This window comes from Polaromonas sp. A23 (genome assembly GCF_002001015.1).
In the GTDB taxonomy this organism is placed as follows: Bacteria; Pseudomonadota; Gammaproteobacteria; order Burkholderiales; family Burkholderiaceae_C; genus Polaromonas.
On the sequence record NZ_MUNO01000037.1, the window covers coordinates 55,664 to 75,635 of the forward strand.

Genomic DNA, 19,972 nt, shown 5'->3' on the forward strand with positions numbered 1-19,972 from the left:
AATTTTCGCGAAACCATTCAGGCGGCAAAGGGATTGCGCAGCAAGATCGTGTGGTCGCGGTCGGGGCTGGTCGAAATCATGTGAATGGGCACGCCGGTGACTTCCTCGATGCGATGCAGGTAGCGCTGGGCCGCAGTGGGCAGCTTGTCGTAGTCGGTCACGCCCACCGTGCTCTGGGTCCAGCCCGGCAGGGTTTCGTAAACCGGCTTGCAGCGGGCAATTTCTTCGGCGCCCATGGGCAGGATGTCGATGAGGTGGCCGTCGAGCTCGTAGCCTGTGCACAGCTCGAGCTGGTCAATGCCGTCAAGCACGTCGAGCTTGGTGATGCACAGGCCTGACAGGCCATTGACCTGCGCCGAGCGCTTGAGCAGCGCGGCGTCGAACCAGCCACAGCGGCGGCTGCGCCCGGTGGTTACGCCTTTTTCGGCGCCCACGGTGCTCATGTGGTAACCCGGGGTTCCCGGCTTTTCCCAGTCCAGCTCGGTCGGGAATGGGCCGCCGCCGACACGCGTGCAATAAGCCTTGGTGATGCCCAGGATGTAATGCAGCATGCCCGGACCAACACCGGCGCCCGCAGCCGCATTGCCGGCCACGCAGTTGCTGGATGTGACGAAGGGATAAGTGCCATGATCGACGTCGAGCAGCGTGCCCTGCGCGCCCTCGAACAGCAGGTTCGCGCCTTCGGCATTCGCATCGTTGAGTTCACGCGAAACGTCAGCCATCATCGGCTTGAGCAGCTCCGCATGGCGCATGGCTTCGTCATACACCGGCTGGAACTCGATGGGCGGCGCTTTCAGGTAGCCCGTCAGAACAAAGTTGTGCAGGTCCAGCAGCTCGCGCAGCTTGGCGGCAAAACGTTCCGGGTACTTCAGGTCCTGCACACGCAGGGCACGGCGCGCAATCTTGTCTTCGTAGGCCGGGCCGATGCCGCGGCCAGTGGTGCCGATTTTGACCGTGCCGCCGGTTTCCCGGCGCGTTTCGCGTGCAACGTCGAGTGCCACGTGGAACGGCAGGATCAGCGGGCAGGCTTCGCTGATGCGCAGGCGCGAGCGCACCTCGACCCCGGCTTTTTCAAGACCTTCAATTTCCTCGAACAGCTTGGCGGCCGAGAGCACCACACCGTTGCCGATGTAGCACTTCACCCCGGGGCGCATGATGCCGCTGGGAATCAGGTGCAGGGCTGTCTTGATGCCGTTGATAACCAGCGTGTGGCCGGCATTGTGGCCGCCCTGGAAACGCACCACGCCCTGAGAGCTTTCAGTCAGCCAGTCCACCAGCTTGCCCTTGCCTTCGTCTCCCCACTGGGTGCCCACGACCACCACGTTGCGGCCGACCGTTGCGGCATTTGTCTTTGTCATCTTCAATTCACTCTTTAAGGATTGTTGCGGGGATGCAGGGATGGTTCGCGCCACCGTTCAGGCCGGCGTTTTACCCAGCGGCTGGACCTGCCACTGGCCGGCAACGCTGGCCAGTTCGCGGTCGCAGTCAAATTCATCAACTTCGTGCTCATGGCCCGGCAGGACGCAGGCCACGGTTTCGCCGCCGGCGCGCAATCGGGCAATGGCAGCACGCAGATCGGCTTCTTCGCCCCAAGGCGCGCGTATGGCGGGCCGTAGTGGTTTGGGCGTCAGCACGCTGACCAGCTCCTTGAGGTCCAGGCTGAAGCCGGCCGCGGGCCGGTTGCGCCCGAACACGGCACCAACCTCGTCATATCGGCCACCGCGCACCAGCTCGGCGCCCTGGGCGCCATCACGTTGGCCATGGCCGTAAATGGCAAAGCGGGTACCGCTGTAGTAGGCATAACCGCGCAGGTCAGCCAGGTCGAACCCAATTTTGACGCCACCCGCAAGGTTGGCCACGTGGGTCGCCAGCCACTTCAGGTTCTGCAACGCCTTCAGCGCTTCGGGCAAAGCCTTGAAGACCTTTTCGGCTTCAGCCAATACCTTCTCGTCGCCATAGAACTGCAGCAGCGCGAGCAGTCCCTGGCGTGCGGCGGCGGGCAACTCTCCGTTGAGGCTGGCGGTCAGGCTGGCCAGCTCGCTGGCGTCCTTGCTCGCGAGGGCGGCATGAATGCGGGCCAGCATGGCGGCACTGACCTTGGCACCGGCCAACAGGCTACTGACGATGCGCACATCGGCCATATCGACCGACAGCTTCGTGACGCCGGCGGCCGTCAGTCCTTCCAACGCCAGCAACTGGGCTTCCAGGTCGGCCTCGAGCCCGGCATGGCCGTAAATTTCGGCGCCGAACTGCAGCGGCTCGCGGGTGGCGTGCGGGCGGTCGGCGCGGGTGTGCAACACCGGGCCGCAGTAACACAGGCGAGCCACGCCCTGGCGATTCAGCAGGTGGGCGTCGATGCGCGCGACCTGCGGCGTGGTGTCGGCGCGCAGGCCCAGCGTTCGGCCGGACAGCTGGTCCACCAGCTTGAAGGTCTGCAGGTCGAGCGCTTCACCGGTGCCGGTAAGCAGGGATTCGAGGTGTTCGAGCAGCGGCGGCATGACCAGCTCGTAGCCATAGCTGCGGGCCGTGTCGAGAAACAGGCGACGCAGCTCTTCGATATGGCGCGCCTCGGAGGGCAGGACATCGGCAATTTGATCCGGCAATTGCCATGATGACGACCAGGCGGGCATGTATTTATCGTGGGCTGTTAAAAACAGGATTTTACCGGGCTTGAGGCCCGGTTTCCGGCCAACCACAAGCCGGATGCAGTCAGCGGCAGCAAAAACCGTGGCAACCGGGCCCTCAGGGCTTACCTGTCAAAGAAGAAAAAGGATCCAGACCAGGCCGGCGGCCATGCTGCACAAGCCGAAAAACCGGATCTGGCCATTGCTCATTCGCAGAATTTGCTCAAACATGCTGCGCCAGCCGGATGGCGAGAAAAACGGCAGCAAGCCTTCGATGACCAGCATGCACGCCAATGCGAGCCAGAGCGTGCCGCTGTCCAAAAGAGGTGCTTTACTTTTTGGCCGGAGCCGCGCCAGTACCGGAGCTGCGCATGGCCTTGAAGAAGTCGGAGGACGGGTCAAGCACCATCACGTCGCTCTTCTTGCTAAAGCTGGCCTTGTAGGCGTCCAGGCTGCGGTAGAACTGGGCAAACTGCGGGTCCCGGCCGAAAGATTCGTTATAAACCGAAGCTGCCTGGGCATCGCCCTCCCCCTTGACCTTCTGTGCATCGCGGTAAGCATTGGCAATGGTCACCTCACGCTGCCGGTCGGCATCAGCGCGGATTTTCTCGCCTTCGGCTGCACCTGTCGATCGCAGTTCATTGGCAACACGCTTACGCTCGGCCTCCATACGCCGATAGACCGACTCCGTGATGGCCTCGACATAATCCACGCGCGTGATGCGCACGTCGACAACATCCACGCCCCACGGCTTCGCGCCCCGCACTACCTGCAGCACTTCTTTCTTCACGTCAGCCATCAACGCTTCACGCTTGAGGGAAAGCAGGTCGCGCACGGTGCGCTTATTGATTTCTTCCTGAAAAGCATTGCGAACCACCCGGTTCAGCTGGTTGGCGCCAGCGCGCTCGTCCAGCCCCACATTGCGGATGTATTCCGACGGATCGGTGATCCGCCAGCGCACATACCAGTCGATCACCACGCGCTGCTTTTCCGCAGTCAGCATGGGCTCGGCATCCGTACTGTCCAGCGTCAACAGGCGTTTATCAATGTAAGAAACGTTCTGGAACGGTGGCGGCAACTTGAAGTTCAGGCCGGGTTCGGTAATGACTTCCTTGATTTGCCCGAGTGCGTAAATCACGCCGAACTGGCGCTGGTCGACGACGAACAACATGGAACTGGCCAGTGCAAGCAGCACCAGAAGCGACGAGGCAATAAATCCGACTCTGTTCACTTTTGTCTTCCTTAACGGGTGTCACGGTCACGCGTGCGGGAAGCATCGCGGGCGCGGGTATCGGAGGTGCCGGTGGCCGGGGCTGCGGGCAGCGCCGGTGCTGTTACCGCGCCGGGTAAAACGGTAGCATCGGCACCGCTTGATGGCGCGCCCTGGACAGACTGCTGCATGATCTTGTCGAGTGGCAGGTAAAGCAGGTTCGAACCCTGGCGGGACTCCACCATCACCTTGGTGACGTTGCTGTACACCTGTTGCATGGTGTCGGTGTACATGCGGTCACGTGTGACCTGCGGGGCTTTCTGGTATTCAGCCAGCACGGAGCGGAAGCGCTGCGCATCACCCTGGGCCTGGGCAACAATGCGGGCCTTGTAGGCTTCGGATTCTTCTTTCAATCGCGAAGCGGAGCCGACCGCACGCGGAATGACGTCATTGGCATACGCCTGTGCTTCGTTCTTGGCACGTTCACGTTCCTGGCCGGCCTTGAGCACGTCATCGAACGAGGCCTGAACCTGCTCAGGCGGGCGCACGCCGCTTTGCTGCAGGTTGATCCCGACCACCTCGACACCCACTTTGTAGCGGTCGAGGATGGTCTGCATGAGCGTTCGCACGCGTGGGCCAATCTGGTCGCGTTCTTCGGCCAGGGCCGAGTCCATTTTCATTTTGCCCACCACTTCGCGCACAGCGGTTTCCGCTGCCTGGACCACGGCTCCCGCCGGGTCTTTGCTTTCGAACAAATAGGCGCGCGCGTCGCTGAGGCGGTACTGCACCGCAAACTTGATCTCGACGATGTTTTCGTCTTCAGTCAACATGGCCGACTCACGCAAACCCGTGGCCTTGATGATGGTGTCGCGTCCCACATCCACGGAACGGATCTGCGTGACGACGACCATCTCATGGCGCTGGACAGGGTACGGCAGGCGCCAGTTGAAACCGGCGCCCACGGTTGATTTGTACTTGCCAAACTGGGTAATCACCGCTTGCTGGCCCTCTTGCACGATGAAGAAGCCAGTACCCAGCCAGATCAGCACTGCAATGCCGGCAATCAGACCAATGCCTATGCCTGCACTTTTCATGTCGGGCTGAAAGCCGCCCGGGCCGCCATTGCCGCCTCCACCTCCGTTGCCCCGGCCGCGTTGTCCTGCGTTTTTCGCCCCCCCAAAAAGGCCACCGAGTTTGCGGTTGAAGTCACGCCACAACTCGTCAAGATCGGGCGGGCCCTGATTTGGGCCTTGACCTTGCGGCCGGGGTGGCACAGGGGGCTTTGCCGGTGGAACCTCATCACGGCCTGCGTCGGGTTTGGCCTCATCAGCCGGAGATTTGTCGTCGTCGCGGCCCCAGCGGGGATCGTTCAGATTGAACATTCCTCGGGCGCCTTGCCTCAGCCGTCCTGGCAAAGTCGTTTGCCCCCACGCTTCGTTGCCCCCCGAGGGGGTCGTCGCTTGCTTGGGGCGGCCCTTCACGGCGCGCGTCAGCATCTGTAGCACAGGGTTCAGGTTCATGGAATCGAGCTCACTTTTTTCATTACTTCGACATTGTGCCTAATCAGACTACGGCTTCATCAATTTGGGGACTATCTTCAACGGGAGGTTGAGACGCATACCGGGCCAGCATCTCGCGCAGCAAGGGCAAACCCTCACCCGTTTGCGCGCTGACAAACACCCGCTCAACCCGCCTTCCGGTATCGGAAAAAGCGTCCTTGATCTCAAAACTGTCACTTAACTGCAGCGGCCTGCGCGATTTTTCAAGGGCATCAAGCTTGTTGAACACAAGAATCTGCGGAACATCTGCTGCACCGATCTCGGCCAACACGCGTTGCACCTGCTCAATCTGCTCAAGATGATCCGGGTTGGCGCCATCAACCACATGCAGGAGCAAGTCAGCGTCCGCCGCCTCCTGCAAGGTAGCGGCAAATGCATCCACCAACCCATGTGGCAGGTCACGGATAAAACCCACCGTGTCAGACAGCGACACAGAGCGGGCAGCGTCTCCCAGATAAAGCTGCCGCGTCGTCGTGTCCAGCGTTGCAAACAGCTGATCAGCCGCATACGCACGCGCCTTCACGAGGGCGTTGAAAAGGGTCGACTTGCCGGCGTTGGTGTAGCCAACCAGTGAAATGGTGAAAGAGTTGCGCCGCTCTCTCTGCCGGCGCTGGGTTTGGCGCTGCTTCTTGACCTTGGTCAGCCGCTCCTTGGTCCGCTTGATGGACTCGCCAATCATGCGTTTGTCCAGCTCAATCTGCTTCTCACCCGGTCCACCGCGAACACCCGCGCCACCCGTCTGGCGCTCAAGGTGCGACCAGCGCCGGACCAGGCGGGTAGACAGGTATTGCAAACGGGCTAGCTCCACCTGCAGCTTGCCCTCGTGACTGCGGGCGCGCTGGGCAAAGATTTCCAGAATGAGCAGGGTCCGGTCATTTACCGGAAGCCCAAGCACGCGCTCGAGATTGCGCTGCTGGGCTGGGCTCAGGGATTGGTCGAAGAGGATCTCGCTGGCACCCGTTTCAAGGGCGAGCATCTTGATCTCGTCGGCCTTGCCGCTGCCAATGAATAACGCGGCATCCGGCGCCCGGCGTTTACACACCACACGCGCAACGGGCTGCAGCCCTGCAGTCTGGGCCAAAAGGCCCAGCTCTTCAAGGTTGGAATCGAAATTCGGAAGGCCCAGATCCACCCCGACCAAAATGGCCAGAGGCGTGGCCGCCAGGGAGGGGTCCTGCGAACTCAGCTGGCTGGGCTTTCTTGGGATTCTGTTGCAGCGAAGTTGACTGCGCGACCAGGAACGATGGTCGAAATCGCGTGTTTGTAAACCATCTGGGTGACGGTGTTGCGCAGCAGAACCACATACTGATCAAAAGATTCGATCTGGCCCTGAAGTTTGATGCCGTTGACGAGGTAAATCGATACCGGCACATGCTCACGGCGCAATGTATTCAGGAAAGGGTCCTGCAAGAGCTGACCTTTGTTGTTGCTCACGATATTTTCCGTGTTCAAGAGTTGATAGAACTTCACCTTACCACAGCAAATCAGCTGCGGATATCATCCTAGTCCGAATCTTTGTCCGCGAAGGGGTTGCTGGAGGATTTCATCTGGATTCGCAACGGGGTTCCCACCAGATCGAACTCCTTGCGGAAGCGCCCTTCCAGGAAGCGCTTGTAGGCATCTGTGACGTGCTCCAGCGAGTTTCCGTGGACGATGATGATGGGAGGATTCATGCCACCTTGGTGCGCGTAACGCAGTTTGGGGCGGAACATGCCGGCCCGTTGCGGGCTCTGGAACTGCACGGCCTCAAGCAAGAGCCGGGTCAGCACCGGGGTAGACATCTTCCGATTGGCCGAGGCATGCGCCTGGACAATGGATTTCCAGACCGGGCCCAGCCCTTGGCGCTTGATTGCCGAAATGTTGTGGATGGTGGCGAATTTAAGGAAGGACAGGCGGGTTTCGACAGACCGCTCCAGAATCTCCCTCTGGTACGCATCCACCGCATCCCACTTGTTGACCGCCAACACCACCGCACGGCCGCTTTCCAGGATGTAGCCGGCGATGTGTGCGTCTTGATCGGTCACGCCCTGAGTCGCGTCGAGCAGCAAAAGCACCACATTGGCGCTTTCGATGGCCTGCAAGGTTTTGACCACGGAAAACTTCTCGATGGCCTCAAAAACCTTGCCCTTGCGCCGCAAACCGGCGGTGTCGATGAGCTCGAATTTTTGCCCACCACGCTCGAAAGGCACTGAAATCGCGTCGCGAGTCGTCCCCGGCTGGTCAAACGCCACCAGGCGTTCCTCGCCCAACCAAGTATTGATCAAGGTCGACTTTCCCACATTAGGGCGTCCAGCCACGGCCAGTTTGATCACCGACGGGTCCCCGGCCAGATCGTCCTCATCCGGATCAGGAAGGTTCAACGGCGCCAGCGCCCGCTCGACAAGGGTGCGCATACCCTGCCCATGCGAAGCGGAGACAGGCAACACCTCACCCAGCCCAAGCTCAAAGAACTCCGAAAGCTGAACGCCTTCCGTCATGCCTTCGGCCTTGTTGGCTGTCAGCACCGTCGGTACGCCTAGCTTGCGCAGGTACTTGGCGATCTCGTGATCCTGGGCGTTCACACCGGCACGAGCATCAACGACAAATACCACCACATCGGCCTCGGCAACGGCCTGCCGCGTCTGCTTGGCCATTTCCTTGTAGATGCCGTCGACCGCTTTGGGCTCGAAGCCCCCCGTGTCGATGACGATGAACTCCTGCGCGCCCAACCGGCCATTGCCATAGTGGCGATCCCGCGTCAGACCAGCATAGTCCGCAACAATCGCGTCGCGGGTTTTGGTCAGGCGGTTAAAAATGGTCGATTTGCCTACATTGGGGCGACCGACCAGAGCAATAACAGGTTTCACGAGATGGCAATCAAGACGGGCAAATCAGCCCCCGAAAGGGGCAGGCAAGGGAGGCACCTCCTCACCAGCCGGGGCCGCCGAACCGGCTTCGCCGGGCGGCAGGCGCAGCGCCCCCACGGGGGGCAGCGCAGTACACGAAGTGACAAGCGTGGGGGCCAGGATCTATTCAGGTGCATAGCCAAAAACGGCTCCCGAGCGTGTGACTGCAATCAGGGTGTTACCGGCAAGCACCGGGGTAACAGTCACGGCGGAACCATCAGTCGTGAGCCGGTTCAGCAAACTGCCGTCCGTGCGGGACAAGAGGTGAACATACCCTGCAGAGTCACCCATAGCGATGGAACGCCCAACGACAAGCGGCGCGGTCAGGTTGCGGTAGCGCAGCCGATCCGTGTTCCAGGCGGCTTCACCGTCGGCGCGCAGCCAGGCCATGACCTTGCCATCAGCTTCCGTGCCAAAGATGAGATGATCGTCACCATCCACGCCTTGTGCGCCGTTGGCCGGTTTTGTCCACAGCAAAGTGCCGCGCTGGGCGTCCACACAGCCGACGTTGGCCTGAAATGCCCGGGCGCAAACGGTATTGCCGTTCCGACTGACTGTCCCCACCAGATCCACCAGGCGCTCGACATCGTTGATACCGCGCGGTGAAGCGATGGGCACTTCCCAACGAACGCTGCCGTTGAGCGGGTTCAAACCCGCCAGACGGCCAGCCAGCCCCACCACCAAGGTGTCACCCACGGCGAGCATCACGCCCGACTGGCGCAATACAAGTGGCTCGCTCGGGCGCTGCTGGGACCAGAGTTTGCGCCCTGTCTGACCATCAAAGGCGTTAACCGAACGGTCGGCTGCGAGAACAAACACCCGCCCTCCCGCCACAAATGGGGAGGTGAATGCCTGGGCGGCAAGTTTTTGCCTCCATAGCTCCTTGCCACCAGCCAAAGCCACCACATCATTGCTGCGGGTGACAACAGCGGAAAGCTTCCCGTCGCTTCCCACACCAGCGGCAATCGGAGCCCCGACGTTCGTGCGCCAGAAGTCGCGGCCGGTACGCGCATCGAGCGCCGCGACCGAGCCATCGGTACTTGCCACCACCACGGTATCCGCCACGACACTCACCTGAAGGGGAAATGAGACCTCGCCAATACGCGCGCTCCAGATCAGCTTGGCCGGCACCAAGGCAACCACGGGTTGCAACTCGGCCGGTTGTGGCTTTTTGACGGAGCTTCCGAACAAATTGCCAATGCCGCTGAACACGGAGCAGCCGGACAAGGATGCTATTAAAAAAATAGCTACTGACGCCCGAATTACCTTGGCCAAAGGCCGAAAAGACTGTTGGTTCACTGCTTGACCTCCGTGGCGGACGCGGGAGAAACTGCAGCGGTTGCTGCAACACTGGACGCAGCGGGAGAGGGGTTCACCCCGAGCGCATTGAGTTTGACTTCGACCAGCCGCCGGTACTCGGTGCGGTCATCCATGCTTTTATAGGCTTTTTCGTACTCGGCGCGGGCTTCAGCTTTCTTGCCTTGGGCAAGCAGAATGTCACCGCGGCGATCGGCTGCCAAGGCTACAAAATCTTTGGGGAAAGCTCCGGAAACCAGCTGCAGCGCCTCATCGTAAGCCTTGGACTCCAGTAGCAAGCTTGCCAGACGCAACTTGGCAATGGCCTGATACCCTTCATCTGCGCTCTTGCCGGCAACCCATCGCAATGAGGTCTTGGCGGCGTCGGTATTGCCTTTGTCGTAATACGTTTTGGCGGCAAGAAGGCCGGCTTGCTGGGCAAAGGCCGTTCCCGCAAAACGTTCCTGCATGTCGGAAAGGGACCGATCCAACCGGCCGGCATCTCCCGACTGGGCTGCGCGCTCCACCTCGTCGTACATAACCGCTGCTTTGGCTGCCCGGTCACGCTCCCAGTAGTTGTAGCCATTCCAGGCGGCGGCGACGCCAAAAATGGCAATCAGACCCCAAGTAATCAGGTCACCGTATTGCTTCCAGAAGTGCTTCAGCTCGTCAAGCTGTTCCTGTTCTTCCAAATCGAGATGTTTTGCCATAAAGCTCTTCTAGTTCTGCCCAATGATGAATGTTGATTGTAGGCGGGCGCCGTCAGCGGGCCGCACGCAGACCCGGCGCCCAGGAGTCAATATCGTCCAGCGGCTGCAGCGTCTGAACCTGCCCGGCATCAGTCTTCTCGCCGCGCAGGGGTTTGACCGCCACGCGGCCCTCGGCCAGTTCGGTTTCGCCAAAAATCAGCGCGAAGCGCGCGCCACTGCCATCGGCCTTTTTGAATTGAGACTTCATGCTTCCCATGCCGTCGGCGCTGCTGGCATGCATCTGGACATTGAGACCGGCAGCGCGCAAGGCCTCGCAGGCCGCCATGACGGTGGGCATAACCTCTGCCGATGGCACGACGGCGTAGACGTCGGGCGAACTCTCTGGCGGTAGCACGCCGACCGCTTCGAGCAAGAGCAGCATGCGCTCCACCCCCATGCCCCAACCCACCGCCGGCGTAGGTTTGCCACCAAGTTGTTCAAACAGGCCGTCGTAGCGGCCACCGCCGCAAACCGTGCCCTGCGAACCGAGCTTGTCGGTAATCCATTCGAACACGGTGAGGTTGTAATAATCCATGCCCCGCACCAGCCGCGGGTTGATGCGGTAGGCCAGCCCCGCTGCGTCGAGCACCGCGCGGACCGCATTCAGGTGCGCAAGCGAAGCCTCGCCAAGAAAGCCCATGAGCTGCGGAGCCGCTTCAACGACGGCCTGCAGCGCGGGGTTTTTCGTGTCGAGGATACGCAGCGGATTGCTGTGCAAGCGGCGCTTCGCGTCTTCGTCCAGCACATCGGCGTGCGCCTCGAAGTGCGCAATCAGCGCCGCACGGTGCGCCATGCGCTCGCTGGGCTGGCCCAGGCTGTTCAGTTCGAGCCGCACGTGCTCCATCGGAATGCCCAGATCGCGCAGCAAGGCGCGGCACATCAGGATCTGCTCTGCGTCCACATCGGGCCCGGCAAAACCCAGTGCTTCAACGTCGATCTGGTGAAACTGGCGATAGCGCCCTTTCTGGGGCCGCTCGTGGCGAAACAGCGACACGGCAGACCAGACCCGCATCGGCCCGTTGTACAGCACATTGTGCTCAATCATCGCGCGGACGATGCCGGCGGTGGCCTCGGGGCGCAGCGTCAACTTGTCGCCATTCATCGAGTCCACGAAGGAGTACATCTCCTTTTCAACGATATCGGTCACTTCGCCAAGGCCGCGAACGAACAGCGCCGTCGGCTCGACGATCGGTGTGCGGACGTTGGCATAGGCGTAACGCGCCATCAGCGCGCGCACCTTGGCCTCAAACCATTCCCAGCGCGCCGAATCGGGCGGCAATATATCGTTCATGCCTTTGACGGCAGTTATTTTTTCAGCCATGAGGTGATTCAGGCGACCTGGGCGACGGCTTGCGTGCCAAAGCGCTTTTCAATGTAGTTTTCGACAATCACGCGGAACTCCTGGGCAATCCGGTCGCCGCGCAGGGTCACGCTTTTTTCGCCATCGATATAAACCGGTGCGGCCGGCGCTTCCCCGGAGCCCGGCAGGCTGATGCCGATGTCGGCATGTTTGCTTTCGCCGGGGCCGTTGACAATGCAGCCCATCACCGCGACCTTGAGTTTTTCAACGCCAGGGTATTGCGCACGCCAGACCGGCATCTGCGCACGCAAAAAGTCGTCGATTTCCTTGGTCAGTTCCTGGAAGGTGGTGCTGGTGGTGCGGCCGCAGCCCGGGCAAGCCGTGACGCTGGGCACAAAACTCCGCAGCCCCAGCGCCTGCAGGATTTCCGATGCAATCAACACTTCCTGGGTACGCGCTTCACCAGGTTGCGGCGTCAGGGAGACGCGGATGGTGTCGCCAATGCCCTCCTGCAGCAGCACGGCCAGCGCGGCGCTGGATGCCACGGTGCCCTTGGTACCCATGCCGGCTTCGGTCAGACCCAGATGCAGTGCATAACGAGACCGCTTTGAAAGTTCACGATAAACCGAGATCAGGTCCTGAACGCCACTGACTTTGCAGGACAGGATGATCTGGTTTTTATCCATGCCCATTTGCTCGGCCAGCGTTGCGGAGTCAATCGCCGAGGTGATCAAGGCTTCGTACATCACCTGTTTGGCATCCCAGGGTTCGGCACGCCGGCTGTTTTCATCCATCAGGCCGACCAGCAGTTCCTGATCCAGGCTGCCCCAGTTCACCCCGATACGCACCGGCTTGTTCCAGCGCATGGCAGCTTCGATCATCTGGCCAAACTGCTTGTCGTGCTTGTCGCCTTTGCCCACGTTGCCGGGATTGATCCGGTACTTGGACAACGCCTCGGCGCAAGCCGGGTAATCGGTCAACAAGCGATGTCCGTTGTAGTGAAAATCGCCAATCAGCGGCACATCGATGCCCATGCGATCAAGCTGCTCACGAATGTAGGGCACTTGCGCCGCAGCCTCTGGCGTATTAACCGTGATGCGGACCATCTCCGAGCCGGCAATGGCCAACTCCTTGACCTGAATGGCCGTACCAATCGCGTCCACCGTGTCGGTATTGGTCATGGACTGCACGCGCACCGGCGCATCGCCGCCCACGGTGACCACGCGGGAGCCCCAAACAACGCGAGCTTGCCCGGATGTGCGTGCCTTGGGCGCGGCAGACTCTATGGGAAGGCAGGAAGCCACTATTTCACCTCGAAGCGTGCAACGTTGTCTCTGCTGACCGGGTTCAGATCGAACACCTTGCCCCGCACCTGAACCTGGGTTGCATCGACGCGCCCCACAACAGCGGCAAGCGGCAAAGCGCCCGTAGCACCTACCTCTTCGCCCGCTGCAAGCGTACGGCGTACAACAACCACACCCTTGGCGTCGGTGACTTCCACCCACGACTCGCCGCGAGCTTTGAATACGATAATTCCCTTTGATGCCAACGGGAGTGCTTCCCCTGCCACCGGCAATGTCGCGGCAGGCACAGGCTCTACCGGCTTAGCCGCTATTTGCGGCTGTGGTACCAGGGCCTGGGCGGGAGTCGTGACAACGGCTGGCGCCTCGGCGGGACGGACTGTGTCGGTCGGCTTTTCACCCACCAGCAACTCAGTGCGCGCCATCGCCTCACCTGCCGACGTGCCTGCGCCTGTTTGAGACGAAGTTGTCGTTTCGCTTCCTGCAGAACCTGACTTCGCCCCGGACACGCCTTCCTGTCGCTGAACCGCAGGCATAAAAATAAGCACCAGCGCAGCGAGTACCAGCAGGAGGCCCGCCAGAACAGCAGGCCTGGAAACTTGAGTAATCAACGAAGGGCCAGGACCATCACTGGGCGAGCGAAAAGGCGTGTTGATCGGTGCATGCTGATAACCGAGATTTGGCTTCCCGGTTTGTGGCAACTGCGCCAGCACCTGGGCAGCATCTATTTTCAGCGTGCGGCAAACACTGGCAGCCAGCGCACGGACAAACACAGCATCGGGCAAGAGGTCCAGCCTGTCCGCCTCGAGCGCTTCGAGCTTTTTAACCGGCACCTTCAAAGCCACTGCAAGTGCAGCAATGTGAAGGCCCGCGGCCTCACGCGCCTGCCGAAGCAGTGTTCCGGCGCTGGCTTCGTGCAATCGGGGTCCGCCTTGCTGCAAATCCTCCTGCATGACCGCTGAATTTTCTGGCGAACGCCCCTCCAATTCACTCATTGAAAGCTCCTCTGGCGTATGCAGCTGCCTCGCTTGACTGCCCGAAGCGTTTTTTTAGTTGATCGGCCAGCTGAAGCATCGCTTCGCGATTGCCCAGGCTGCGCTCCACCTTGATGCCCAGCCACAGGGTCTCCGCCCTGGCCAGATCGCTGTTATTCACGCGGCGAATATAGAACTGCGCACGTGTCAGGTCACCACGCTGGAAAAGCGCCCGGGACAGGTGGTAGCCGGTAATAGGGTTGCCTGCGTCCAGTTCATATGACTGCGACAGACTGCGCTCACCTTCAGCCGCCTGCCCTGCGCTGATCTGGCAAATGCCTTGAGCCATCAGTGTTTTGGCCTGATCGGCGTACTGGGGAATGGCAACAGCGCGCCCAAACAGCGCTATCGATTCGCTATAGCGTTTTTGCTGGCACAACAGCCAGCCATAGTTGTGAAGCGCCCCGCCGTCTCGTGGATTGAGCGTCACGGCCCGACGGAAACTGTCCTCGGCGAGCGCATTGTCATTCATGCGCATGTAGACGAGGCCGCGCAGGTTATAGGCATCGGCATAGGTCGGGTCGGTTGCCAGGGCTTGCTTGAGCTCATCCAGCGCGACGTTTGTCTGGCCTTGCTGGAAGTAATTGGCAGCCAGCTCGAGACGAATACGCGCTCGCCTGCGGCTGTCCGGCTCGTCTGACTCCGTCATGATTTCCGGGCGCCCCCCGGCAGTACCGGACGAAGCACCTGGCGTACCGGCGCAGCCGGCGAGCAATACAACCACCCAACAAGCGGAAAGCCAAATGGCATTACGGACGAGACTCATATACCGACCTCCCTGGTGACAACCTTGATCCCCTTGAGCATACCTTGCCGCTGTGTCGCCATGCGCTGCTGCACACCCGTGCGATCCTGCACATCACCGGCTAGCTGGCCACAGGCTGCATCGATATCGTCGCCACGTGTTTTCCGGACGGTGGTCACGATACCGGCATCCATCAATATTTTGGCAAATGCCAGCACTTGCGGCATATCAGAGCGTTTGAGCCCGGAAGCCGGGAACGGATTGAAAGGAATCAGGTTGAACTTGCAGGCCAGGCCATGCCCACCATGCTCGCGCATGAGGGCCACCAATTGCCGAGCATGCTCAGGCTGGTCATTCACCCCTTCAAGCATGCAGTACTCGAAGGTGATGAAATCCCGAGGCGCTGCCGCCTGGTAACGAGTGCAAGCCTGCAATAACTCGGCAATCGGGTATTTTTTGTTGAGGGGAACAAGATTGCTGCGCAACTCGTCGCTCGGCGCATGCAGGGAAACCGCCAGTGCAACAGGGCAATCCTGAGCAAGACGGTCCATCATGGGAACGACACCCGAGGTTGAGACGGTCACCCTCCGGCGCGACAAACCATAGGCATGGTCGTCAAGCATCACGCGCAACGCGGGAAGCAATTGCGAGTAATTTTGCAGAGGCTCCCCCATGCCCATCATGACGACATTGGAAACAATCCGCTCCTCCTTGCCAAGATGTTTGCGCAAAAAGTGCTCGGCATACCAAAGCTGGCCAATGATTTCGGCCGTCGTCAGATTTCGGCTGAAACCCTGATGGCCGGTGGAACAGAATCGGCAGCCCACGGCACAGCCGGCCTGTGAGGAGATACAAAGCGTTCCACGATCAGATTCGGGAATAAAAACGGTTTCGATAACGTCGCCGGCCCCCACATCGAACAGCCATTTGATGGTGCCATCGGCCGAATCGTGGCGGGACACCACCTTGGGACCCTCAATGTGGGCTGACGCGGGCAACTTCTCGCGAAGGGATTTCGCCAGATCGGTCATCTGCTCGAAACCGGTAGCGCCCTTCTGGTGAATCCAGCGAAACAGCTGGGTGGCCCGGAAGCGTTTTTCTCCGAGCCTCTCGCAAAACGCAGCCAGACCTTCCAGATCGTAATCAAGCAGGTTGGCTGTCATCGCATCGGGAATTCGCGGTCTAGCGCGAATAGATATTCATGCCCGCGAAGAAGAAGCTGATCTCCACCTTGGCGGTTTCGGTGGCGTCAGAGCCATGCACGGCATTGGCGTCGATGCTGTCGGCAAAATCGGCGCGGATGGTCCCGGGTGCGGCTTTCTTGGGATCCGTAGCGCCCATCAGGTCGCGATGTTTCAGAATCGCGTTTTCGCCTTCAAGCGCGGAAATCATGACCGGGCCGGAGATCATGAACTCAACCAAATCCTTGAAGAAAGGACGCTCTTTATGCACGGCGTAAAACGCTTCGGCTTCGCCGCGCGACAGGTGCGCCATCCGGGCTGCAACCACCTTCAAGCCGGCAGCCTCGAAACGGGCGTAAATCTGGCCGATCACGTTTTTGGCCACTGCGTCGGGTTTGATGATTGAGAGAGTGCGTTCGATCGCCATGAGATTTCCTTAACCTTGATTTTTGTGAGATTTATTCAAATCGAATAAAGCCTCTGATTTTAACCCGGCGTCAATGGCCCTTGGGGCCAAAGTGCATGCCAAGCATGCGAACTGCGGCCTATCGGTTGCCGCCGCGGTTGCCACCGCCGCTGCGATTGCCCCCTCGATTTCCGCCGTTGCTGTTGCCACCCCCCCGACGCTGGCCTGGACCACTGCCACCGGTCCCATTGTTACCACCGCCACCGCCACCACCACGGCGTTGCCCCTGGCCCGGCGCTTGACGCTGCCGGGTGAAGGTTTCAGCGCCTATGTAGCCAAAAGACGTTTTCATGGGGTCGGGTTGCGCACCGCCAGGCACTTTGTCGCCACGATCATCTCGACGTTTTTGTCCCGGTCCACCGGAGCCGCCGCCGAATTTGCCGGGGGACGGGTTGTTACGCGGGCCAGCACCGGCGTTGCCGCCATTACCGCGACCACCCTTGCCGCCCCGACGGCGATTGCCTTCGCGCGGCGCTTCATTATTACGATTCATTGGCGGCTGAAGATCAAGCGGATCGTGCCCAGCCTCCTCGTCCCGATCCGCGGCTTCGCCCGTACGGCCGGTTTCAGGCATGGCCTGAAGATCTGCCGGCCGGGTCCCGTTGTTGTCGGGACGATTGCGCCCGCCGCGCGAGCGATCGTTTCGTCGTGATCCACGCCCCATCCGGCTCTCCCCGGTATCGGCATCGCCCGGCTCCCCGCCACCTCTTTTAGCGCCGCGGGGGTCTCCACGGGCTTCCGAACGCCCAACCGCGCTGGTCAGAGCGGCAATGTCGCGCTCGTCGAGTTCTACAAAAGCACCGCGTTTAAGGCCGCGCGGCAGCACCACGGCGCCGTAGCGGATGCGGATCAAGCGACTGACAGCATGGCCCACCGCCTCGAACATACGACGCACCTCGCGGTTGCGCCCCTCCGAAATTGTCACCCGATACCAGCAGTTGGCACCCTCACCGCCGCCAGCCTCTATCGTGCTGAACTGAGCCAGGCCGTCGTCAAGCTGCACCCCATCAAGCAGGCGTCTTTTCTCTTCATCGTTCAGAGCCCCCAGCACGCGCACGGCGTATTCGCGTTCCAGGCCGAAACGGGGATGCATCAGCTTGTTGGCCAACTCGCCGGAACTGGTCAGCAAGAGTAGGCCTTCGGTATTCAGGTCGAGCCTGCCGACCGATTGCCATTTCCCCTGGAACAACTTGGGCAAGCGGCGAAATACCGTGGGGCGGTTTTGAGGGTCATCATGCGACACCACTTCACCGGAAGGCTTGTGATAGGCAATAACGCGCGGTGGCGGCGGATCAATACGGACCCGGATAGGTTTGCCATTGACCTTAACCAGGTCACCAAACTGGATGCGCTGACCGATGTGGGCTGGCTCTGCATTGACGGAAATACGCCCTTCCAGAATCAATTGTTCCATTTCCAGCCGCGATCCGAGCCCTGCCTGTGCCAGCACTTTATGCAGCTTGGGTGTTTCTGGCTGGGGCAATAAAACTCGTTTGAGAGGTTCGAGTGCCACATCCTCTTCATCGGCATCGAACTTACCGGTGACCACGTCTTCAAAACGGGCCAGCGCCGGTTGCAGCATCACAGCGCGTTCAGGCTTGCCCGGCGCCACGGTGACCACCGCATCTGCAGAAGACGAATCAGTCGCTATCAAATCAGGAGCTGCCTGCGCTTGTGAATCAAGGGCTGGGGCCGTTTTTGACCCATCATCTGAGAAAGCCGGAGTGGCAGCCGGAGCCGGGTTGTCGTTTTGATTCATGCGTTTACGTTCAGGCGTTGGGGTCAATGGCCGTATGGCTATTCAAGGAGGTTTCCTGGATATCCGCAGGATCGACCGTGTCGGAAATGTCGCCAGGCGGCAGACCAGCCTCTGGCTCGCCTGTCACATCGACCTCCGGCGGAAGCGCCTCATCCACGACGGGCGTGGTGGACATGCCAAATTCGATCTGCTCCAGCATGGAGGCCTGTGCCGCAGCATTGTCCGTCGCTGGTAATTGATCCAAAGATTCCAGCCCCAGATCGTCGAGGAACTGCCGCGTGGTTGCGTACAAACCCGGCCGCCCGACGGTTTCGCGATGGCCAATCACTTCGACCCAACCCCTATCTTCGAGTTGCTTGAGAAGCATACTGTTGATCGTCACGCCGCGAATGTCTTCCATGTCGCCGCGGGTAACCGGCTGGCGATAGGCGATGATCGCCAAGGTCTCCAGCGTGGCGCGGGTATAGCGCGGTGGTTTTTCAGGATGCAGGCGGTCAAGGTACTCGTGCATCTGGGGCCGGCTCTGGAAACGCCAGCCAGTCGCAACGTGCACAAGTTCCACACCCCGCCCGCCCCAGTCGTTTTGCAGGTCCTCAAGCAGAAGCTTGAGGGTGTCTGCCGTGAGCGCCCCGTTGAACAAAACACCCATTTCGCGCAAAGGCAGCGGTTGCTGCGCGCAAATCAGTGCCGTTTCGAGGACGCGCTTGGCATCCGTCGTATTCATGGTCTTGGTTCCGAAATGAGTCGAGATAAAGGCGCCAGGCGGCGCAGTTCACATTCATGCGCAACCACAACACCTGGGCGCGCCATGCGGCGGGTAGCAGAAAACTACTGGACTTGATTGTATCCCAGCCCCAGTTGCTCCAGAGCCGTGAGCATATCCTCCGGCGGGGGGGCCGTGAACTCCAGGGATTCACCTGTTACGGGGTGGATAAACGCCAGTCTGCACGCGTGCAGGGCCTGCCGCGTCATGCCAGCGGCAGGTTTGCCGCCATAAACCTCGTCGGACACCAGCGGATGGCCAATGAAGGCCATATGAACCCGGATTTGATGGGTTCGTCCCGTGTGCAACCTGCAGCGCACCAGGCAAAAAGCCCCCTCTTGCTGCAACAAATACAAGTCGGTTGAAGCGGTTTTACCGGCATTTTTCTCCAGATCCACCACGGTCATGCGAAGACGGTTGCGCGGATCGCGCCCCATGGGCGCCTCAATCCTGCGCCCTTTGGGACCCTGCCAGACGCCATGTACCAGCGCCAGGTACTCCCGGCTGACACTTCTCTCGGCAATCATGCTCACCAACTGGTCCATGACTTGGCGCCTGCGTGCCACCACCATCAACCCGCTCGTATCCTTGTCCAGCCGGTGCACAATGCCGGCGCGCGGCAGGGTGCTGACCTGTTCGTCCCGCGCCAGCAACCCATTGAGCAGCGTGCCGCTCCAGTTTCCAGGCGCCGGATGGACCACCAGGCCGGCTGGTTTGTTGATGACCAATAAATGGTCGTCCTCAAACACAACGTCCAACGGAATTATTTCGGGTTTGAAGGCCTGGCTTTGCGGCGTGGGCCTGAGCTCGATCTTCAGGTCGTCACCAGCCTTGACCTTGGTTGACGTCTTGGTAACCGTGACGCCATTGAGCTGCACCGCCGCGGCGTCGATCAGTTGCTGCAGATAGCTGCGGGAGAACTCCGGCACAATCGCCGCCAGCGCCCGATCAAGACGCGCCCCATGGCTCTCCACAGGAACATTCACCTCCCGCCACTCGGTCTCAACAGTGGCCTCACCGTCCTCGAGAACATCATCGCCAGGACGGAGCCCGGCTGCAGCGCTCGATATAATCAATTTGCTTTGTACAGAATCAGTCAT

At 60.6% G+C, this 19,972-nt stretch carries 19 protein-coding genes; all 19 read right to left on the reverse strand.

Annotated features, from left to right (window positions below; all coding sequences use genetic code 11):
• Positions 1-17 precede the first annotated feature (17 nt).
• The 19 genes from B0B52_RS17225 to B0B52_RS17315 all read right to left on the reverse strand — a co-directional run bounded on the left by B0B52_RS17225 (position 18) and on the right by B0B52_RS17315 (position 19,972).
• On the reverse strand, positions 18-1,358 hold the full coding sequence (locus B0B52_RS17225) for an adenylosuccinate synthase (protein WP_077594901.1): 1,341 nt from the start codon (positions 1,356-1,358) through the stop codon (positions 18-20).
• 57 nt (positions 1,359-1,415) lie between these two features.
• Positions 1,416-2,630 carry an ATP phosphoribosyltransferase regulatory subunit gene (locus B0B52_RS17230; RefSeq protein ID WP_077594902.1) on the reverse strand — a complete coding sequence of 405 codons (1,215 nt, stop codon included), beginning with the start codon at positions 2,628-2,630 and terminating at the stop codon, positions 1,416-1,418.
• Positions 2,631-2,756: 126 nt separating this feature from the next.
• Positions 2,757-2,945: a DUF2065 domain-containing protein gene (locus B0B52_RS17235; protein ID WP_077594903.1), complete on the reverse strand. Its 189-nt coding sequence runs from the start codon at positions 2,943-2,945 to the stop codon at positions 2,757-2,759.
• A 10-nt stretch (positions 2,946-2,955) separates the two neighbouring features.
• The gene (gene hflC, locus B0B52_RS17240; RefSeq protein WP_077594904.1) at positions 2,956-3,855 is read right to left on the reverse strand and encodes a protease modulator HflC; all 900 of its coding nucleotides are present in this window, start codon (positions 3,853-3,855) and stop codon (positions 2,956-2,958) included.
• 11 nt (positions 3,856-3,866) lie between these two features.
• Positions 3,867-5,216, reverse strand: coding sequence for an FtsH protease activity modulator HflK (gene hflK, locus B0B52_RS17245; RefSeq protein ID WP_174575507.1), 1,350 nt, complete (start codon positions 5,214-5,216; stop codon positions 3,867-3,869).
• 181 nt (positions 5,217-5,397) lie between these two features.
• Positions 5,398-6,579, reverse strand: a complete 1,182-nt coding sequence (hflX, locus tag B0B52_RS17250; RefSeq protein ID WP_077594905.1) for a GTPase HflX — start codon at positions 6,577-6,579, stop codon at positions 5,398-5,400.
• Entirely contained in the window at positions 6,576-6,845 is a 270-nt protein-coding gene (gene hfq / locus B0B52_RS17255) for an RNA chaperone Hfq (protein WP_077594906.1), read from the reverse strand. Before hfq ends, hflX begins: the two co-directional genes overlap by 4 nt.
• A 50-nt stretch (positions 6,846-6,895) precedes the next feature.
• Positions 6,896-8,239 (reverse strand): ribosome biogenesis GTPase Der, encoded by a 1,344-nt coding sequence (gene der, locus B0B52_RS17260; RefSeq protein WP_077594907.1) that lies wholly within the window; start codon positions 8,237-8,239, stop codon positions 6,896-6,898.
• A 162-nt stretch (positions 8,240-8,401) separates the two neighbouring features.
• The gene (gene bamB / locus B0B52_RS17265) at positions 8,402-9,577 is read right to left on the reverse strand and encodes an outer membrane protein assembly factor BamB (protein WP_077594908.1); all 1,176 of its coding nucleotides are present in this window, start codon (positions 9,575-9,577) and stop codon (positions 8,402-8,404) included.
• A complete protein-coding gene (locus B0B52_RS17270) occupies positions 9,574-10,284 on the reverse strand; it encodes a tetratricopeptide repeat protein (RefSeq protein WP_077594909.1) in 711 nt (236 codons plus the stop codon). Before B0B52_RS17270 ends, bamB begins: the two co-directional genes overlap by 4 nt.
• Before the next feature lie 52 nt (positions 10,285-10,336).
• The gene (gene hisS, locus B0B52_RS17275; RefSeq protein WP_077594910.1) at positions 10,337-11,644 is read right to left on the reverse strand and encodes a histidine--tRNA ligase; all 1,308 of its coding nucleotides are present in this window, start codon (positions 11,642-11,644) and stop codon (positions 10,337-10,339) included.
• A gap of 8 nt (positions 11,645-11,652) precedes the next feature.
• Positions 11,653-12,927: a flavodoxin-dependent (E)-4-hydroxy-3-methylbut-2-enyl-diphosphate synthase gene (gene ispG, locus B0B52_RS17280; protein ID WP_077594911.1), complete on the reverse strand. Its 1,275-nt coding sequence runs from the start codon at positions 12,925-12,927 to the stop codon at positions 11,653-11,655.
• The gene (locus tag B0B52_RS17285; protein ID WP_077594912.1) at positions 12,927-13,919 is read right to left on the reverse strand and encodes a helix-turn-helix domain-containing protein; all 993 of its coding nucleotides are present in this window, start codon (positions 13,917-13,919) and stop codon (positions 12,927-12,929) included. The genes ispG and B0B52_RS17285 overlap by 1 nt, the downstream gene beginning before the upstream one ends.
• The gene (gene pilW, locus B0B52_RS17290; protein WP_077594913.1) at positions 13,912-14,724 is read right to left on the reverse strand and encodes a type IV pilus biogenesis/stability protein PilW; all 813 of its coding nucleotides are present in this window, start codon (positions 14,722-14,724) and stop codon (positions 13,912-13,914) included. The genes B0B52_RS17285 and pilW overlap by 8 nt, the downstream gene beginning before the upstream one ends.
• On the reverse strand, positions 14,721-15,866 hold the full coding sequence (gene rlmN, locus B0B52_RS17295; protein ID WP_077594914.1) for a 23S rRNA (adenine(2503)-C(2))-methyltransferase RlmN: 1,146 nt from the start codon (positions 15,864-15,866) through the stop codon (positions 14,721-14,723). Before rlmN ends, pilW begins: the two co-directional genes overlap by 4 nt.
• A 19-nt stretch (positions 15,867-15,885) precedes the next feature.
• Complete coding sequence (gene ndk, locus B0B52_RS17300; RefSeq protein ID WP_077594915.1) at positions 15,886-16,311, reverse strand: nucleoside-diphosphate kinase; 426 nt, start codon at positions 16,309-16,311, stop codon at positions 15,886-15,888.
• 118 nt (positions 16,312-16,429) lie between these two features.
• Positions 16,430-18,109 (reverse strand): pseudouridine synthase, encoded by a 1,680-nt coding sequence (locus B0B52_RS17305; protein WP_077594916.1) that lies wholly within the window; start codon positions 18,107-18,109, stop codon positions 16,430-16,432.
• Positions 18,110-18,119: 10 nt separating this feature from the next.
• Positions 18,120-18,833, reverse strand: a complete 714-nt coding sequence (gene scpB / locus B0B52_RS17310; RefSeq protein WP_077594917.1) for an SMC-Scp complex subunit ScpB — start codon at positions 18,831-18,833, stop codon at positions 18,120-18,122.
• 104 nt (positions 18,834-18,937) lie between these two features.
• The gene (locus B0B52_RS17315) at positions 18,938-19,972 is read right to left on the reverse strand and encodes an RluA family pseudouridine synthase (protein ID WP_077594918.1); all 1,035 of its coding nucleotides are present in this window, start codon (positions 19,970-19,972) and stop codon (positions 18,938-18,940) included.

Bases quoted from the DNA above. Each gene is read 5' to 3' on its own strand.
- rlmN (WP_077594914.1), bottom strand. From the start codon at position 15,866: ATGACAGCCAACCTGCTTGATTACGATCTGGAAGGTCTGGCTGCGTTT.
- B0B52_RS17315 (WP_077594918.1), bottom strand. From the start codon at position 19,972: ATGACTGATTCTGTACAAAGCAAATTGATTATATCGAGCGCTGCAGCC.
- B0B52_RS17285 (WP_077594912.1), bottom strand. From the start codon at position 13,919: ATGAGTGAATTGGAGGGGCGTTCGCCAGAAAATTCAGCGGTCATGCAG.
- ndk (WP_077594915.1), bottom strand. From the start codon at position 16,311: ATGGCGATCGAACGCACTCTCTCAATCATCAAACCCGACGCAGTGGCC.
- B0B52_RS17270 (WP_077594909.1), bottom strand. From the start codon at position 10,284: ATGGCAAAACATCTCGATTTGGAAGAACAGGAACAGCTTGACGAGCTG.
- hflK (WP_174575507.1), bottom strand. From the start codon at position 5,216: ATGTTCAATCTGAACGATCCCCGCTGGGGCCGCGACGACGACAAATCT.
- B0B52_RS17230 (WP_077594902.1), bottom strand. From the start codon at position 2,630: ATGCCCGCCTGGTCGTCATCATGGCAATTGCCGGATCAAATTGCCGAT.
- scpB (WP_077594917.1), bottom strand. From the start codon at position 18,833: ATGAATACGACGGATGCCAAGCGCGTCCTCGAAACGGCACTGATTTGC.
- pilW (WP_077594913.1), bottom strand. From the start codon at position 14,724: ATGAGTCTCGTCCGTAATGCCATTTGGCTTTCCGCTTGTTGGGTGGTT.
- hisS (WP_077594910.1), bottom strand. From the start codon at position 11,644: ATGGCTGAAAAAATAACTGCCGTCAAAGGCATGAACGATATATTGCCG.
- B0B52_RS17305 (WP_077594916.1), bottom strand. From the start codon at position 18,109: ATGAATCAAAACGACAACCCGGCTCCGGCTGCCACTCCGGCTTTCTCA.
- B0B52_RS17225 (WP_077594901.1), bottom strand. From the start codon at position 1,358: ATGACAAAGACAAATGCCGCAACGGTCGGCCGCAACGTGGTGGTCGTG.